This window comes from Kerstersia gyiorum, from assembly GCF_004216755.1.
Classification (GTDB): domain Bacteria; phylum Pseudomonadota; class Gammaproteobacteria; order Burkholderiales; family Burkholderiaceae_B; genus Kerstersia; species Kerstersia gyiorum.
In genome coordinates this window covers 111,563-126,710 of sequence record NZ_SGWZ01000005.1, presented here as the reverse complement: position 1 = coordinate 126,710, position 15,148 = coordinate 111,563, and the positions used below count along the sequence as shown (strand labels likewise).

Below are 15,148 nucleotides of genomic sequence, written 5' to 3'. Positions count from 1 at the left end.
TAATCAGAAAAGCCACTTCTGTTTATTCGCACTATTTGATTTGCTTATGGTTCCCCGCACCGATCTCAACCTGCTCCGGGTGTTGCTCGCCATTTATGAAACGGGCAATGTGACGGCAGCGGCCAAGCAATTGGGCATCAGCCAGCCTGCCGCAAGTGCGGCGCTGGCGCGCCTGCGCCTCTCGCTGGGCGACCCTCTGTTCATCCGTTCGGGCGCACGCATGGAAGCCACGCCCAGGGCGCTGGGGGTGATTGGGCGCACCCGCGAAGTGCTGGAAATCATCGACCGCGACATCCTGCGCGGCCCCCAGTTCGACCCATCTCGGACCGAGCATGAATTCGTGCTGTGCCTGAGCGAGGTAGGCGAAATCGTCTTCCTGCCTGCCTTGTTCGAGCGCCTGCGGCGCGTCGCGCCCAAGGCCAGGCTGCGTACCATCAGCCTGGACCCCGACGCCCTGACGGAAAACCTGCACGACGGCAAGGTGGACGCGGTGCTGGGCTATTTCCCGGACCTGACCGACCCGCACATATATCAGCAGCGCCTGTTTTCGCATGACTTGACCTGCATGTTGCGCGAAGGCCATCCGTTGGCCGGCGAGCGCCTGTCGCTGGAGGATTTCTGTGCAGCCGACCACCTGCAGGTGCGCGACGGCAGCCGGCGCCAGGAAATGTTCGATGCTTACCTGGCCGGGACCGGCGTCAGGTTGAACGTTGTACTGAAGACGGCGCACTACATGAGTGTGCCTTCGCTCATCGAGCAGTCCGACCTGATCGTGGTGCTGCCGCGCACGGTGGCGGATCTGTACGCGCACAGCGTCAATGTGCAGACCATCGAGCCGCCGATAGACATTGCCCGCTACGACCTGAAGCAATACTGGCACGCCCGCTTCCAGCAGGACCCCAGGAATGTCTGGTTCCGGCGCCTGATCACGGATGTGTTTGCGGAGTAGCCGGCGCACAGGCGAGGCGTGCGTCTCTGCTCAATTTTTGATCGGTGTGTTGCAGTGCCTTGATGCCATTGGGTTTTCCGTGGCTGTGCAAGGGCTGCCAACAGGGTTGTTCACAGCGGGTGTGGACATTATTGGCGGGCGGCTGGCCGGGCAAAAAAAATGCCAGACACGTGCGCGTCTGGCGAAAAACCAGGCCATGGCTGGCCTGGGGCCGGATGAGGAGGCATCAGGCGATGAAACTCAGGCAACAGGCTCCAGCAGCTGTACGCCGGATGCGGTGTTGGAAATCGGGATGTGATAGTTGCGGTGGACTTCGCGCACGTGCTCGCCCAGCGCGCCACGGGTGGCCAGCCACATCAGCAGTTCGATCCCTTGCGTGCCCGCGAGTTCGACCAATTGATGGATGCTGAACTGCGTGGCCCAGCGCGGCTCCTTGACCAGGCTGTCCATGAATTCCAGGTCGAAGTTCTTGTTGATGAAGCCGGCGCGCTCGCCGTCGAGCTGGTGCGACAGGCCGCCGGTGCCCAGGAAGGCCACCCGCTTGCTGCTGTCCCAGTTGCGCACTGCCTGGCCGATGGTGGCGCCCAGGTCGTAGCAGCGCTTGGCGGACGGCAGGGGAAACTGCACGGTGTTGATATTCACCGGCACGACCGTCACAGGCCACTGCTGGTCCGGCCAGAGCAGGGCCATGGGCAGCGTGAACGCGTGGTCCACCAGCATTTCCTGACAGGTGACCGGGTCGAACTCATGGGCCACCAACGCTTCGATCAGGTGCCACGACAGCGTTTGTTCACCCTTGAATGCCGGGACTTGCGGGATGCCCCAGCCTTCGTCCGCATTGCTGTAGCTGGGCGCTGCGCCGATGGCGAAGGTCGGCATTTTGTCGAGGAAAAAGTTCAGTCCGTGGTCGTTGTAGAACACGACGACGACATCGGGACGCTGGCGTGCCAGCCATTCCCGCACTGGCGGAAAACCGTCGAAGAAAGGTTTCCAGTAGGGGTCTTGCTGCAGTTCCAGCGCGATGGCGCGGCCGATGGCTGGAACATGGGAAGTGAGAATGCCGCCGACGATGGTAGCCATGATGAATATCCTTGTTCTGTATGTCTGTCCCGGGCCGGGTTCAATCCTTGACGTAGGCCAGCAGCTTGGCCTTGAAGGCATCCTTGGTCATGCCGGTCTGCTGCGCGCCGAGGTCCTGCACGTCCAGTTTCAGGATGCCGGCGAACTTGGCCAGGTAGTAGACATTGCCGCCCGCATCTATCAGTTGCAGCACGTTGCGGTTGCGGATGGCGGCGCGCTGCGCTTCGTTCAGGCCGTAGCGCGTACAGTAGGCGTCTTCATCGGCCAGGAATGCGGCGCGGTTCTCCGCGTCATTGAAGGAAAAGCACATTTTGTTCAGTGCGTAGCCACGCATGGCCAGTTCGCCGTCGAACAGTCTGGTGCCCGGAATTTCATGTGACATGCCTGCCTCCGCAAGGGGATAATGGAGGCAAGTATTCCCTTATTGGCAATATGGATAAAGGCCTCTTCAGTCATGAAACCCATGAACGATTTCGATCATTTGGATCTGGATGGCCGCTTGCTGCAGTTGCTTTGGGTGGTCTACGAGGAAGGCTCGGTCACCCGTGCCGCCCAGCGCCTGGGGGTGACGCAGTCTGCCGTCAGCCATGGGCTGGACAAGCTGCGCGCCATTGCCGGCGATGCGCTGTTCGTGAAATCCGGGCGGGGCATTGCGCCGACTGCCATGGCTGGCGTGCTGGCCGAGCGTGCGCGCGGGCTGCTTGATGACCTGCGCCATTTCACCCTGGCGGCGGGTTTCGAGCCCTCACGCCTGAACATGAGCCTGACCATCGCCGCCAACGACCTGCAGCGCGACGTGCTGCTGCCGGGGCTGCTGCGCCGCCTGCGGGCGCAGGCGCCAGGCGTGAGCCTGCATGTCATTCCGTCCGGCGCGCCCACGCCAGCGGTCTTGCGCGAACAGCATTGCGATCTGCTGATTACGCCGCGTCCGCCGTTGGGCGACGACATTTACCAGAAGCGCCTGTTCGAGGACAGTTATTGCATCTTCCACGACGCCGCGCAATGCATCGCGCCGGCCAGCATGAAGGCCTACCGCGCTGCCGAGCACGTCACCGTGCTGTACGAACCCAGGCGCATGCTGGATATCGACGAGTGGATGCTGCGCAAGGGCGTGCAGAGGCGCTTCGTGGCCACGGTGCCCGGCATGGCGGCGCTGGGCGCGATGCTGCATGGCGGGCCGTGGGTCGCCACGGCGCCGTCGTTGCTCGCCCTGGGGGCGCTGCGCGGCCTGGCTACGGCGCCCGTGCCGCTGGAAACGCCGTCCATGCCCATGTATATGGTGTGGCACCAGCGGCATCAGGACGATCCGGTGCATCGCTGGCTGCGCGGACATGTCGCGGATGTTGCGCAGCAGCAGGGACAAGTGCGCTATACTGCCGCCAATCAAGGGGAGTAGCTTACTTCCGGAGCATCGTCATGACGGATGCGCGCCCAAGCGGCGTTCATCCCGGTGCCCGGGCGGCGCTTGGCGCTGCTAGCAAGACCTTGCCATCAAGGGCAAGGTCCGTGCGCATGAAACTCCGTCTGCATGCTGGCCTGGTCCTGACGGATCGGGCCATTTTTGTTTCCAGCATGTCGTTGCGGAGCGGTGATGGTTCCGATCTGGTTTTCAGATCAATGAATAGCCTGTTTTGAGGATAGACGAACCATGCTGGAATTTTTTCAGACACTGAGCTGGGCAGCGGTTTTCCAGATCATCTTGATCGACATTCTGCTGGGCGGCGATAACGCGGTGGTGATCGCGCTGGCTTGCCGCAACCTGCCGGCCGACAAGCGCATGAAGGGTATTCTGTGGGGGACGGCCGGTGCCATCCTGCTGCGTGTCGCGCTGATTGCCTTTGCCCTGACCCTGCTCGAAGTGCCGTTCCTGAAGGTGGTGGGCGCGGTGTTGCTGGTCTGGATCGGTATCAAGCTGCTGATCCCCGACCACGATGCCCATGGCAAGATAGAAGGCGGCGCCTCGGTCCTGTCCGCGGTCAAGACCATCATCATCGCCGACCTGGTCATGAGCCTGGACAACGTGATCGCCATCGCCGGTGCAGCCCAGGGCGCGCATGCCGACCATCAGCTGGGGCTGGTGATCTTCGGCCTGCTGGTCAGCGTGCCCATCATCATCTGGGGCAGCACGCTGGTGCTCAAGTTGATAGACCGTTTTCCGCTGGTTATCGTGTTCGGTGCGGGCCTGCTGGGCTGGCTGGCGGGCGGCATGCTGCTGACCGATGCCGTGTTCAAGGAACATATCGGCGAACCTTCCAGCCTGCTGCACATCAGTGTCGGTGTCGCGGGCGCCGCGCTGGTCGTGGGCGTGGGCCTGTGGCTGGGCCGTCGCAAGCAGGCGAAGGCGGCCGCGCATTAAGGGCCGCGACATCCAGGCCGGCACCAGTAAGCGGCGGTCACCTTTAAGGGCAGTCACCATGAAGGGCTGCCACGATTAAGTGGCCGCTGCATCAGGGCCGTTCTACATCAGGGTTTGCTTTCAAGGCCGCAGGTTCATCCTGCGGCTATTTGTCCCGCACAGGAAGCCACCTGCTTGCACCATGAAAAAAACCGCTGGCAAATTTGCGAGCGGTTTTTCGTTTTCATGGCGCCGGTATCCGGGATTGCGCCACGGCATGCAATGTGGCGGGGCGTACTGGCGGCAGTGCGTATCTGGCGCGCCCGACAGGAATCGAACCTGTATCGAGAGCTTCGGAAACTCTAATTCTATCCATTGAACTACGGGCGCAGAGCCGACGATTGTACTCTGCTTTTCCATTTCCGTGTGGGCTGTCTCTCAGGCCCGCCGATGCACCCCTGTCAGGCCGATGTATCGGTCGGGAAGGTCATGTCGGCATAGCGCACGAAACGGGTCTTCTTGACCAGGCGGTAGCCCAGCCAGATCAGCAGGAACAGGGGGATGCCGATATAGGTGGCGATGGCGCCGACCCAGTCGATGCGTTCTTGCAGGAACGCGTTGTAGTTCTGTCCCAGCGTGATGATCAGGCACAGCACAAAGGCGAAGATCGGGCCGAACGGGAACAGGCCGGCGCGGTAAGGCAGGGCGTCCAGGTCCAGGCCGCGCTTGATGTAGCCTTTGCGGAATCGGTAGTGGCTGACCGAGATGCTGATCCAGGCGATGAATTCCGTCATGCCCGCCGTGTTGAGCAGCCAGATATAGACCACTTTCGGGCTGAAGATGGAACTGACGAAGCACAGCGCGGCCAGGGCGCTGGTGGCCAGCAGGGCATAGAGCGGCACGCCGTTGCGGGTCAGGCGTGCCAGCATGCGCGGCGCCTTGCCTTCCGTGGCGAGATTGAACAGCATGCGCGTGGCGGCATACATGCCGGAGTTGCCGGCCGACAGCACCGAGGTGAGGATGACGGCATTCATGACCGCTGCCGCGGACAGCAGGCCGGCGCGCTCGAACACCAGCGTGAAGGGGCTGACGCTGACGTCGGCCACATCATTGCGCAACAGCTGGGGGTCGGTATAGGGAATGAGCAGGCCGATCACCAGAATGGCCAGCACGTAGAACAGCAGGATGCGCCAGAACACCTGCTTGGCGGCCTTGGGGATACTGACCCTGGGGTTTTCGGATTCGCCGGCGGCCACGCCGATGAGTTCCGTGCCCTGGAAGGAGAAGGCCACGATCATGGCGACCCCGACCATGGCGGCGAAGTTGCCGGCAAAGGGTGCGTCGCCAATGGTCCAGTTCGACAGGCCGGTGCCTTCCGCGCCATGGATGATGCCGGCCAGCATGGCCAGCCCGGTGACGATGAAGATCACCACGGCCACGACTTTGATCAGTGCGAACCAGAATTCGCTTTCGCCGAAACCTTTGACGGATACGGCATTGAGGCCGAACATCAGCGCCAGGAAGAGCACGCATCCAGAGGATGCCGGGCACGTCCGGCAGCCAGTAGGCCATGACGAGCTGCGCGGCGACCAGGTCGACGGCTACGGTAATGGCCCATGAATACCAGAAGTTCCAGCCCAGCGCGAAGCCGAAACCTTCTTCGACGTAGCGTGCGCCATAGGTGGCGAAGGAACCCGACACGGGCATGAAGGCGGCCAGTTCGCCCAGGCTGGTCATGATGAAGTAGACCATGCAGCCGATCAGCGCATAAGCCAGCAGCGCGCCGCCAGGGCCGACTTGCGCGATGGTGGCGCCCGAGGCCACGAACAGGCCGGTGCCTATCGCGCCGCCGATGGCGATCATGGTCAGGTGGCGGGTCTTGAGCGCACGCTGCAGGTGAGGTGCGGAAGAACTGTCCTGGTCTTGGCAGGACGTCGGTGGAGCGGGGTGAGTCATAAAAGCGGTTTCATACCGGTAAGGTTCGGCATCATACCGCCTGGGCCATCGGGATGCAGGACGGCGCCGGCAATCCGGCGCCGTCCGCAGGCCATTATTGCTGGATGGCTTCCAGCACCACGCGCAGCGTGACTTCGTCGCTGTTGACCGGCGCGAACTTGCCCATGCCGAACTCCGAACGGGTCAGCTTGACGCTGCCGGCCGCGCCCAGCGCGGGCTTCTTGGCCATCGGGTGATCAGCCAGCACGAAGTCGTCGATGGCGACGGTGACGTCCTTGGTCACACCCTTGATCGTCAGCTTGCCTTCGATCGAGGCGGGACGGTCGCCGTCGAAGATCACCTTATCGGACACAAAGGTTGCGGTCGGGTAAGCGCTGGTATCCAGGAAGTCCTTGGCCTGGATGTGGCCATTGAAGCTTTCCAGGCCGGTGTTCACCGAACGGGTATCCACCGTGACATCGACCTTGCCGGTCTTGGCTTCAGTGTCGAGCACGATGGTGCCGGTTGCGTTGTTGAAGCGGCTGGTCTGGGTGCTCAGGCCCACGTGGCGGTAGGAAAAGCTGATAGCCGTGTGGCTGCCGTCGAGCACATAGGTGACGGGGGCGGCCAGGGCGGGCAGCGAGGCGCCAAGGGTCAGGGCGGCAGCCAGGCCGAGGCGGGTGCTGAGACGGGAAAGATTCATGTATGGCTCCGTGTGAAATCGAAAAAAATGGCTGATGCCGGTTCAATGCATAAACAGCAGGCTCAAGGCCGTGCCATCCCGCGCTCAGGGCGCAGGACGGGTGGCCAGCGAGAAGGAAATGCCGACCTGTGCCGCGACGATATCGGTGGCGGCCCAGGGGCCTTCGCCGATGGCGTAGTCGCCACGGGTAATGTCGAAGCGGCCTTCGAAAATGCCCAGGCCGTCTTTTTCGGTGAAGCGGGCGGGGATGGTCACCGGCTGGCTCTTGCCTTTGATGGTCAGCGTGCCGCTGGCTTCATAGGCCCCATCACCCACGGCCTTGATGGCGGTTGTGGCGAAACTGGCAATCGGGTGGCCGGAGACATCCAGCCATGATTCGGTGCGGACTTCGTCATTGCCTTCATCCGTGCCGGTATCGACGCTGTCGAGGAAAACCTCGACCGAGGCGCTTCCTTGCTCGGGCTTGGCGGGATCGAAGTCGATCTTGCCGGCGAATCGCGGGAAATCGCCATCCATCGCGACCCCCAGTTGCGAGTAGTGGAAGCGAATCTGGCTTTTGCCTGTATCGACGTCCTGGTATGAGGCTGCCATGGCGTGCCAGGGCAGCAGGGCGGCAACTGCCGCGGCTATCAATGTTTTCATGCTTGAGAGCTCCTTTTTCCGGTGGCACAGGCGCAGCGCGGCAGCATCCGCGCCAGCAGGCCGTCTTTGTCGATGAACTGGTGTTTGAGGGCAGCCAGCGTGTGCAGCAGCAGCATGCCGAGGAAAGCGAAATTCAGGAAGGCGTGAACCTGCGCCAGGGTATCGCCCAGGGCACGGTCGCGGGCCAGCAGGTCGGGCAGCGGCAGCACGCCGAACCAGACAGTCTGCACGCCTTTGGCGGAACTCATGAGCCAGCCCGACAGGGGGATGGACAGCATGAGGGCATACAGCGCAAGATGGCCGCCGTGGGCTGCCAGGCGTTCCAGCCGGTTCATGTGCGCCGGCAGGGCCGGGGGCGGATGCCCCAGGCGGTAACCTATGCGTACCAGCGCCAGCAGGAAGACCGTCACGCCCAGCCATTTGTGCCAGGAATAGAGTTGCAGCTTGCCGGGTGAAAAGGGCAGGTCCTGCATGTAGAAGCCCAGCGCCAGGATGCCGGGCATCAGCAGGGCGATCAGCCAGTGCAGCAGCTTGGCGAAGGGGGCGTATTGCGTATCTTGTGGTTTCGGCATCGTCGTGGACGGCAGACCGGGGCCGTCATGCAGCAAGGAATGGATGCCATCTTAGGCCGCTGGCTCTGACCTGAAGATGACTGCTGGCTGACAAAAATGTCAGGCAGCAGTCAGCGGTTCGACGGCTGTCGCATGCTAGTTTTGAGCCTGTATGGCAGTATCTGGACAGTCCCGCTAGCCGGGGTGGTGGCATGGAATGGCCGGCCTGGCCGGCAGGAGATTGAAAGCGTGCGTTTGCTGATTGTCGAAGACGAGGAAAAGACGGCTTCCTACCTGTATCGCGGCCTGACGGAGCAGGGCTACACCGTTGATCTGGCCAATAATGGCGTCGATGGCCTGCATTGCGCGCTGGAGCAGGATTACGACGTAGTCGTGCTGGATGTCATGCTGCCGCTGCAGGATGGCTTCCAGGTGCTGGCCGGACTGCGCCAGCGCAAGTGCACGCCAGTGCTCATGCTGTCAGCGCGTGGCGATGTGAATGACAGGGTGCGTGGCCTGCGGCAGGGCGCAGATGATTACTTGCCCAAGCCTTTTTCCTTTACTGAACTGGTGGCGCGGGTGCAGGCGCTGGCGCGGCGCCGCGGCACCGAGACGCCGGAGGCGACCAGTTTCCAGATCGGCGACCTGCACCTGGATCTGCTGGCGCGCAAGGTGACGCGCGCAGGTGTGCGGCTCGACCTGACTGCCAAGGAATTTGCGCTGCTGAGCCTGCTGGCGCGCCATGAAGGCGAGGTCATGTCCAAGCTGATGATCGCGGAACAGGTATGGGACATGAATTTCGATAGCGATGCAAATGTCGTGGAGGTTGCCGTCAAGCGGCTGCGGGCCAAGGTGGATGCGCCCTTCGGCACGCGCCTGCTGCACACCGTGCGCGGCATGGGCTATGTACTGGAAGAGCGTGACAGCACGCAGGAGGCGCAAGCATGAGCCGTACCATGCCACTGCCTGCCGCAGCGCCAGTCCGGGATGAAAACGCGGCCCAGGCGCAGGCAGCCATGCGGCCGCGCCATCGTTCGTCCATTACGCGCCGCCTGGTGTGCATGTTCATCCTGCTGGGCACGCTGGTCTTCGCGGCCAGCGGCGTCTGGCTTTACCAGTACCTGGAGCGCACACTGCTCGAGCAGATCAGCGGCGAGCTGGAATTCCGCCATTCGCTGCTGGACCCCTTGCTGGCGGCCAGCGGCACGCCGGAACAATGGGCAACGGTACGCCGCAAGCTCGGCGACCTGGGCGGGCGCGACTCGCGCACGCGCTACTGGGTGTTGGGAGAGAACCCCGCCTATACCTTTGGCTCGGGCCCGGCGCAGCCTGAATGGCTGGGCAAACCGGAAGGTATTTCCATCATTCCGAACCTGAGCGGTGGCCGGGCCTGGGTGATTTTTACGCGTCTGCTGCCTGCGCATGGGGAACGGCCGGCCATCCGCTTCGTGACAGTCTCGGATTGCACTCCGTATTTCCAAACACTGGGAAAATTCCGGCAGAGCATGGTACTGACCTATCTTGTCGGGCTGGTGCTGATCGCCCTGCTGGCCTACGGCATTGCGCGTTTCGGGCTGGCGCCGCTGCGGCGTCTGAGCGCACAAGCGCGCAATCTGCCGGTAGGCAGCTTTAGCCAGCGCCTGGACGTACCTGCGCTGCCTGCTGAGCTTTGCGAGCTGGCCACGGCCTTCAATGGGGCGCTGGCGCGCCAGGAAGCGGCCTGGCAGCAGCTGGAAGCTTTCAATGCGAACGTGGCGCACGAGCTGCGCACGCCGCTGGGCAACCTGATGGGGCAGACCCAGGTCATGCTGGCGCAGCGCCGCAGCGTGGAAGAGTTGGAAAACCTGCTGGGCTCGAATATCGAGGAAATCGAGCGCCTGACTGGCATCGTCAACGACATGCTGTTCCTGTCATGCGCGGGCAGCGGCCAGCGGGCTGCCGACCTCAGCCGCGTATCGCTGCGTGCGGAGGCGCTGAAGACCATCGACTACCTGGAACCGGTGTTTGCCGATTATGACGTGGATGTCGTGGTGAGCGGGGATACCGAGGCGTCGATAGACCGGCGCCTGTTCCATCGGGCGCTGGGCAACCTGCTGCAGAATGGCGCACGCTATGCTGAACCGGGCAGCAGCCTGGAAGTGTTGCTGTCACGGGAGGGCAGCGACGTTGTGGCGGCGGTGGCCAATGTCGGGGAACCGATTCCGCCGGAGGTGGAGCAGCGCTTGTTCGAACGCTTCTACCGAGCGGACAGTTCGCGGGCGCAAAGCGACATGCACCACGGGTTGGGCCTGTCCATCGTGGCGGCAGTGGCCCGCATGCACGGCGGTACCGCCAGCGCCAGGCGTGAGCAAGGGCGCAATATTTTTGTGTTTACGATGCAGGCCGGTATCTGACCGCCGGCATAGGCGCCAGCAGGAACGGGCCTGGCTGCAGCGCAGCCAGGCCCTGCGCGGTTGCGCATGTTATTACTGCGCCTGGTCCTGGGGCGCAGCGTTGTCGGCGGCGGTGTCAGGCTGGGCAGCAGTCAGATCCTGCGCCGGTACGGCCACGGCGGCCGCGGTTTCCACTACGGCGGGAGCCGTGTTTTCCGGGGCGGCATCTGTGGCCGGGGCAGCGGCAGGCTGGCCGGCTTCAGCCGCATCCGCCGGTTTGCGTGCGGCGGCAGCAGCCTTGCGGGCCTCGTTGCGCTGGCGCCAGGCCAGTTGGCGGGCACGCTGGGCTTCCGGTGCGGTTACCGTGCCGGCCGGTTCGCCGGCGAGGTCCACGCGCGTGGCGCCTTCGGTCAGGCACGCCCAGTAGCGGCTGCCCTGGCACCAGGCCTTGACGGCTTCCTTCAGCTCGTCCTGGCTCAGTTTCAGGGCTTCCGACTGTGCATACAGGTCGTTGTGGATACCCAGCTTGAGCGGGATCTTGGCGGCCGGCTTGCGGGGGAAGGCATTGGGGAATTGCCTTTGCAGGCGGGCAATGGCCAGAACGACAGGGTCAGCCGGAGGCGTGTCACGGCGCGCACTCTTGGGGGCACCCTTCGGGCCCCGGGCTGGCGCCTTGTGCTGGCCACGGCGCTGCGGTTGCTGGGCGCCGGCCTGTGCTTTGGCTGCCAGCTCAAGCTCTCGCTTGAGCGCGGCAAGTTGTTCAAATCCCATAATGCCTTTGATTTCCGTTGATTTTGCGACCTGCCTGTCCTGGGCGTCCAAATGGGCCAGGGCAGGCTGGGTGACTGCATCCCGCCCGTTTCCGGGGCGCAGGATCTTCCCGCCGCGCAGGGTGGCGGGAAGGGCTTTGGGGGGATTGTAGTAGTTCTTGGCCCGAGCGCCAGTCCTGGCAGCGGCGCTGCGGTGTCATTGCAACGGGCTGTGATGGGATTGCCGCGCCTGCCGCCACACTTGCGGCGCATGGCGCGGCGGGGTTTCAGCGCTGGGCGGCTGGCATCTGGCCGAAGCGGCCGGCACGGAAATCCGCAAAAGCCTGGCGGATTTCCGTGGCGTCGTTCATCACGAACGGGCCCTGGCCCACGACCGGTTCCTCCAGCGGGGGTGCGCTGAGCAGCAGGAAGTCGGTACCTGCGCCGGCACCTGCTGCCAGGCGGACGCGGGTGCCCGCTGTATCCAGGTGGGCCAGGTGTGCTTCTTCGAGGCTGGCGGACTCATTGAGCCGCAGTGTGCCGCGGCGGGCGACCACCACGGCCAGGTGGCCTGCGGGCAGTTCGAGGTCCACCGCTGTCTCCGCAGCGACATGGCCGTCCCAGACGTTCATCGGACTGAAGGTACAGGCCGGGCCGCGCTGGCCGCCATACTCTCCGGCGATCAGGCGCAGGTGGCCGCCGCCGGGCAGCGCGGTGACGGGAATGCCGGTGCGCTGCAGGGTCTGGTAGCGCGGCTGGGCCTGCTTGTGCTCGGCCGGCAGGTTGACCCAGAGCTGGAACACCTCGAACAGGCCGCCGCTGCGCGCAAACGCCTGGGCATGGAATTCCTCGTGCAGAATGCCGGCGGCCGCCGTCATCCATTGCACGTCTCCCGGGCCGATGATGCCGCCGCCACCAGTGGAATCACGGTGCTCCACCTCGCCGTGATAGACGATGGTCACGGTTTCGAAGCCGCGATGCGGGTGCTGGCCGACGCCGCGCCGCGCCGTGGTCGGCGGGAAATGCATGGGGCCGCCGTAATCCAGCAGCAGGAAGGGATTGATCCTCTGGCCCAGGTCGTTATAGGTGAACAGCGAGCGCACGGGGAAGCCGTCGCCTACCCAGTGGCCAGCGGGAGGGGCGTGCAGGGAAAGAATCGGTTTCATCAGGAATGTTCCTTGTCGGGGCCGCGGCAGTGGACTGCCGAGGCGGATGCGTGTCAGTAGGGGGATGAGTATCAAGGTAAGGGCAAACCCCGTGTCTTGCCAGAGGCGCTAATGGACTGCATCGTTCCAATTTTCGTACTGCTGTCACGAAAGCCGGTCCAGGCGGCTGCTGCCGGGCGGTGGCTGTCGACGTGGATGGCAGGGGAATCCCTTAGATATTTCGGAAGGATTGATATAAGTCAAAGCTGGCAGGCCCAGGTGCAGCGGTGCCGGCGGTTGCCTTGTTCTGCCCGGAAACCCGCGACAGTCAAGGCTTTGCGGCGATGTTGCAATGCGGCGATGGCCGTGTTGCTGGCGGCCACCCATGGTTTTCCTGTACGACCAAAGTCGCCTGTTCCCGGGGCTTGCAGAGGTCTAAATTGCCAGTCAGAGGATTCCCGGCGCGTGCCGTTTCCACACGGGCGCATGGCAAATCCCGATACCTAAATATAAGAAAACAGGAGACAGGCGACATGCAACCCAATGACGTTGTACCCGCCGTAATGCGGCATCCGAAGTACCAGGAGCTGCTGCGAAAACGTAGTCGCATCAGCATGACCTTCTTCATCATCACGCTCGTCCTCTACTCGGGCTTCGTGCTCACGCTGGCTTTCGACCCGGTGCTCTTCGGCCAACCTATCGCGCCTGGCTACACGCTCAGTATCGGCGTGCTTTCCGGTGTCCTGATGTGCATCATCGCCGTGGTGCTGATTGCTGTCTATGTCAGCATTTCCAACCGCGTTTTCGATCCGCTGATCGAAGCCATCGTGAAGGATGTGTCATGAAGAAGCTGCTTACCGCCACACTGCTTTCGATGGCATGTGCATCGCCCGCCTGGGCTGCGCAGGGCCAAGCCAATACATCGGCCATTGTCATGTTCCTGGTCTTTATCGCCGGAACCATGTTCATCACCTACTGGGCGGCTCGCCGTACCCGCACCACGTCTGATTTCTATACTGCAGGCGGCGGCATTACCGGCTTCCAGAACGGCCTGGCCATTGCCGGTGATTACCTGTCCGCTGCATCCTTCCTGGGCATCATCGGCATGGTCTATGTCAGCGGGTTCGACGGCGTGATCTACGCCATCGGCTTCCTGTTCGGCTGGCCGGTGGTGATGTTCCTGATCGCAGAACGCCTGCGCAACCTGGGCCGCTACAACTTTGCCGATGTGACTTCGTTCCGCCTGGAACAGAAGTCCATGCGCATCCTGGCGGCCAGCGCCTCGCTGATCATTATCGCGCTCTACCTGATTGCGCAGATGGTGGGGGCGGGCAAGCTGATCCAGCTGCTGTTCGGCCTGGAATACAAGTTCGCCATCCTGATCGTGGGCGCGCTGATGATGATCTACGTGACCTTCGGCGGCATGACGGCCACCACCTGGGTGCAGATCATCAAGGCCGTGCTGATGCTGTTCGGCGCGACGCTGATGACGGTGCTGGTGCTGGCGGCCTTCAACTGGGACCCGAACGCCATGGTGGCCGAAGCCGTGCGCGTGCACCCGTCTGGCATTGCCATCATGTCGCCGGGCGCGTCGGTCAGCAGCAATCCCATCAATGCCTTGTCGCTGGGCCTGGCGCTGGCCTTCGGTACTGCCGGCCTGCCGCACATCCTGATGCGATTCTTCACCGTGGCCAACGCCAAGGAAGCGCGCAAGTCGGTGATCTGGGCCAGTACCTTCATGGGCTATTTCTACATCCTGACCTTCATCCTCGGCTTTGGCGCCGTGGCCTTCCTGGTGCGTCACCCCGAGTTCTTCATCACCGGCCCGGATGGCAGCTTCGACCTCATCAAGAGCCTGATCGGCGGCACCAACATGGTGGCGGTGCACTTGGCCAATGCCGTGGGCGGCAGCATGCTGCTGGGCTTCCTTGCTGCCGTGACCTTCGCGACCATCGTGGCCGTGGTGGCAGGCCTGACGCTGGCTGGCGCTGCAGCGATCTCGCATGACCTGTATGCCAACGTGATTGCCAAGGGCCGGGCGTCCGACCGCGACCAGTTCCGCATCTCGCGTATTTCGACCGTGGTGCTGGGCGTGTTGGCCATCCTGCTGGGCATCATCTTCGAGAACCAGAACGTGGCGTTCATGGTGGGCCTGGCTTTCGCCATCGCGGCCAGTTCCAACTTCCCGGTGCTGGTGTTGTCGATCTCCTGGCGCGGCTGCACCACGCGCGGTGCGACCATCGGCGGCTTCCTGGGCCTGGTGACGGCTGCTGGCTGGGTGATTCTGAGCCAGACGGTATGGGTGGATGTGCTGGGCTTTGCCGAGCCGATCACGCCGTTCCCCAACCCCGGCATCCTGTCGATCCCGCTGGCCTTCGTTGCAATCTGGGTGTTTTCCAAACTGGATACCAGCAAGCGTGCGAAGTCCGAACAGGCAGCTTTCGATGCCCTGACCGTGCGCAGCCAGACCGGCATCGGCGCTGCCCAGGCATCCGACCACTGAAGTCCCGCAACCGGCGGCCTGCCCGGCCTGCCGGTTGCTGCAGTGCGGCACGATTTGTGCCGGCCTGCGGGTTCAAGGCAGGCAAAAAAAGCAGTACTGTAGGAGTGGTGTGGCTGGCCGGATCGCCCGGCACGTTCTGCCCTGATGCCAGGGAACGAGATGAACGGGGCAGGCGGCAAGGCCG

At 63.3% G+C, this 15,148-nt stretch carries 14 protein-coding genes, 1 tRNA gene and 1 pseudogene; 7 read left to right on the top strand and 9 right to left on the bottom strand.

Annotated features, from left to right (window positions below):
* The first annotated feature begins 46 nt into the window (after positions 1 to 46).
* Positions 47 to 949, top strand: coding sequence for a LysR family transcriptional regulator (locus tag EV679_RS14455; RefSeq protein ID WP_068371288.1), 903 nt, complete (start codon positions 47 to 49; stop codon positions 947 to 949).
* Positions 950 to 1,189: 240 nt separating this feature from the next.
* Here the strand turns inward: EV679_RS14455 and EV679_RS14450 are convergent, their stop codons facing one another.
* Both EV679_RS14450 and EV679_RS14445 read right to left on the bottom strand, forming a co-directional pair.
* Positions 1,190 to 2,029, bottom strand: a complete 840-nt coding sequence (locus EV679_RS14450; RefSeq protein ID WP_068371284.1) for a class III extradiol dioxygenase family protein — start codon at positions 2,027 to 2,029, stop codon at positions 1,190 to 1,192.
* A 40-nt stretch (positions 2,030 to 2,069) separates the two neighbouring features.
* Positions 2,070 to 2,411: a protocatechuate 4,5-dioxygenase subunit alpha gene (locus tag EV679_RS14445; protein WP_130487592.1), complete on the bottom strand. Its 342-nt coding sequence runs from the start codon at positions 2,409 to 2,411 to the stop codon at positions 2,070 to 2,072.
* Positions 2,412 to 2,492: 81 nt separating this feature from the next.
* On the opposite strand from EV679_RS14445, the gene EV679_RS14440 reads away from it, so the two are divergent.
* On the top strand, positions 2,493 to 3,425 hold the full coding sequence (locus tag EV679_RS14440) for a LysR family transcriptional regulator (RefSeq protein WP_127773043.1): 933 nt from the start codon (positions 2,493 to 2,495) through the stop codon (positions 3,423 to 3,425).
* A 252-nt stretch (positions 3,426 to 3,677) separates the two neighbouring features.
* The gene (locus EV679_RS14435) at positions 3,678 to 4,385 is read left to right on the top strand and encodes a TerC family protein (protein WP_127773044.1); all 708 of its coding nucleotides are present in this window, start codon (positions 3,678 to 3,680) and stop codon (positions 4,383 to 4,385) included.
* A gap of 294 nt (positions 4,386 to 4,679) precedes the next feature.
* Here EV679_RS14435 and EV679_RS14430 read toward each other — a convergent pair.
* The 5 genes and pseudogenes from EV679_RS14430 to EV679_RS14410 all read right to left on the bottom strand — a co-directional run bounded on the left by EV679_RS14430 (position 4,680) and on the right by EV679_RS14410 (position 8,216).
* A tRNA-Arg gene (locus EV679_RS14430) sits at positions 4,680 to 4,754 on the bottom strand.
* A 71-nt stretch (positions 4,755 to 4,825) separates the two neighbouring features.
* Positions 4,826 to 6,320: pseudogene (locus EV679_RS14425) on the bottom strand (amino acid permease).
* Between the two features lie 94 nt (positions 6,321 to 6,414).
* Positions 6,415 to 7,002: a YceI family protein gene (locus tag EV679_RS14420; RefSeq protein WP_068371268.1), complete on the bottom strand. Its 588-nt coding sequence runs from the start codon at positions 7,000 to 7,002 to the stop codon at positions 6,415 to 6,417.
* A gap of 84 nt (positions 7,003 to 7,086) precedes the next feature.
* Positions 7,087 to 7,644 (bottom strand): YceI family protein, encoded by a 558-nt coding sequence (locus tag EV679_RS14415; protein ID WP_130487591.1) that lies wholly within the window; start codon positions 7,642 to 7,644, stop codon positions 7,087 to 7,089.
* On the bottom strand, positions 7,641 to 8,216 hold the full coding sequence (locus EV679_RS14410) for a cytochrome b (protein ID WP_068371601.1): 576 nt from the start codon (positions 8,214 to 8,216) through the stop codon (positions 7,641 to 7,643). Before EV679_RS14410 ends, EV679_RS14415 begins: the two co-directional genes overlap by 4 nt.
* A 228-nt stretch (positions 8,217 to 8,444) precedes the next feature.
* Between EV679_RS14410 and EV679_RS14405 the strand changes: the two genes are divergently transcribed.
* Together EV679_RS14405 and EV679_RS14400 are read left to right on the top strand one after the other, a co-directional pair.
* Positions 8,445 to 9,143, top strand: coding sequence for a heavy metal response regulator transcription factor (locus tag EV679_RS14405; RefSeq protein ID WP_130487590.1), 699 nt, complete (start codon positions 8,445 to 8,447; stop codon positions 9,141 to 9,143).
* Complete coding sequence (locus tag EV679_RS14400; RefSeq protein WP_207224942.1) at positions 9,140 to 10,588, top strand: heavy metal sensor histidine kinase; 1,449 nt, start codon at positions 9,140 to 9,142, stop codon at positions 10,586 to 10,588. The genes EV679_RS14405 and EV679_RS14400 overlap by 4 nt, the downstream gene beginning before the upstream one ends.
* 72 nt (positions 10,589 to 10,660) lie before the next feature.
* Here the strand turns inward: EV679_RS14400 and EV679_RS14395 are convergent, their stop codons facing one another.
* Together EV679_RS14395 and EV679_RS14390 are read right to left on the bottom strand one after the other, a co-directional pair.
* Positions 10,661 to 11,338, bottom strand: coding sequence for a ProQ/FinO family protein (locus EV679_RS14395; RefSeq protein WP_130487589.1), 678 nt, complete (start codon positions 11,336 to 11,338; stop codon positions 10,661 to 10,663).
* 265 nt (positions 11,339 to 11,603) lie between these two features.
* Entirely contained in the window at positions 11,604 to 12,482 is an 879-nt protein-coding gene (locus tag EV679_RS14390) for a pirin family protein (RefSeq protein WP_130487588.1), read from the bottom strand.
* 512 nt (positions 12,483 to 12,994) lie between these two features.
* On the opposite strand from EV679_RS14390, the gene EV679_RS14385 reads away from it, so the two are divergent.
* Together EV679_RS14385 and EV679_RS14380 are read left to right on the top strand one after the other, a co-directional pair.
* Positions 12,995 to 13,306 (top strand): DUF485 domain-containing protein, encoded by a 312-nt coding sequence (locus tag EV679_RS14385; RefSeq protein ID WP_068371255.1) that lies wholly within the window; start codon positions 12,995 to 12,997, stop codon positions 13,304 to 13,306.
* A complete protein-coding gene (locus EV679_RS14380) occupies positions 13,303 to 14,964 on the top strand; it encodes a cation acetate symporter (protein WP_068371252.1) in 1,662 nt (553 codons plus the stop codon). The genes EV679_RS14385 and EV679_RS14380 overlap by 4 nt, the downstream gene beginning before the upstream one ends.
* Positions 14,965 to 15,148: the final 184 nt, after the last annotated feature.

Excerpts from the sequence above, each read along its gene's own strand:
- EV679_RS14440 (WP_127773043.1), top strand. The coding sequence starts at position 2,493 with ATGAACGATTTCGATCATTTGGATCTGGATGGCCGCTTGCTGCAGTTG.
- EV679_RS14385 (WP_068371255.1), top strand. The coding sequence starts at position 12,995 with ATGCAACCCAATGACGTTGTACCCGCCGTAATGCGGCATCCGAAGTAC.
- EV679_RS14450 (WP_068371284.1), bottom strand. The coding sequence starts at position 2,029 with ATGGCTACCATCGTCGGCGGCATTCTCACTTCCCATGTTCCAGCCATC.
- EV679_RS14390 (WP_130487588.1), bottom strand. The coding sequence starts at position 12,482 with ATGAAACCGATTCTTTCCCTGCACGCCCCTCCCGCTGGCCACTGGGTA.
- EV679_RS14400 (WP_207224942.1), top strand. The coding sequence starts at position 9,140 with ATGAGCCGTACCATGCCACTGCCTGCCGCAGCGCCAGTCCGGGATGAA.
- EV679_RS14415 (WP_130487591.1), bottom strand. The coding sequence starts at position 7,644 with ATGAAAACATTGATAGCCGCGGCAGTTGCCGCCCTGCTGCCCTGGCAC.
- EV679_RS14455 (WP_068371288.1), top strand. The coding sequence starts at position 47 with ATGGTTCCCCGCACCGATCTCAACCTGCTCCGGGTGTTGCTCGCCATT.
- EV679_RS14380 (WP_068371252.1), top strand. The coding sequence starts at position 13,303 with ATGAAGAAGCTGCTTACCGCCACACTGCTTTCGATGGCATGTGCATCG.
- EV679_RS14435 (WP_127773044.1), top strand. The coding sequence starts at position 3,678 with ATGCTGGAATTTTTTCAGACACTGAGCTGGGCAGCGGTTTTCCAGATC.
- EV679_RS14395 (WP_130487589.1), bottom strand. The coding sequence starts at position 11,338 with ATGGGATTTGAACAACTTGCCGCGCTCAAGCGAGAGCTTGAGCTGGCA.
- EV679_RS14445 (WP_130487592.1), bottom strand. The coding sequence starts at position 2,411 with ATGTCACATGAAATTCCGGGCACCAGACTGTTCGACGGCGAACTGGCC.
- EV679_RS14410 (WP_068371601.1), bottom strand. The coding sequence starts at position 8,216 with ATGCCGAAACCACAAGATACGCAATACGCCCCCTTCGCCAAGCTGCTG.
- EV679_RS14420 (WP_068371268.1), bottom strand. The coding sequence starts at position 7,002 with ATGAATCTTTCCCGTCTCAGCACCCGCCTCGGCCTGGCTGCCGCCCTG.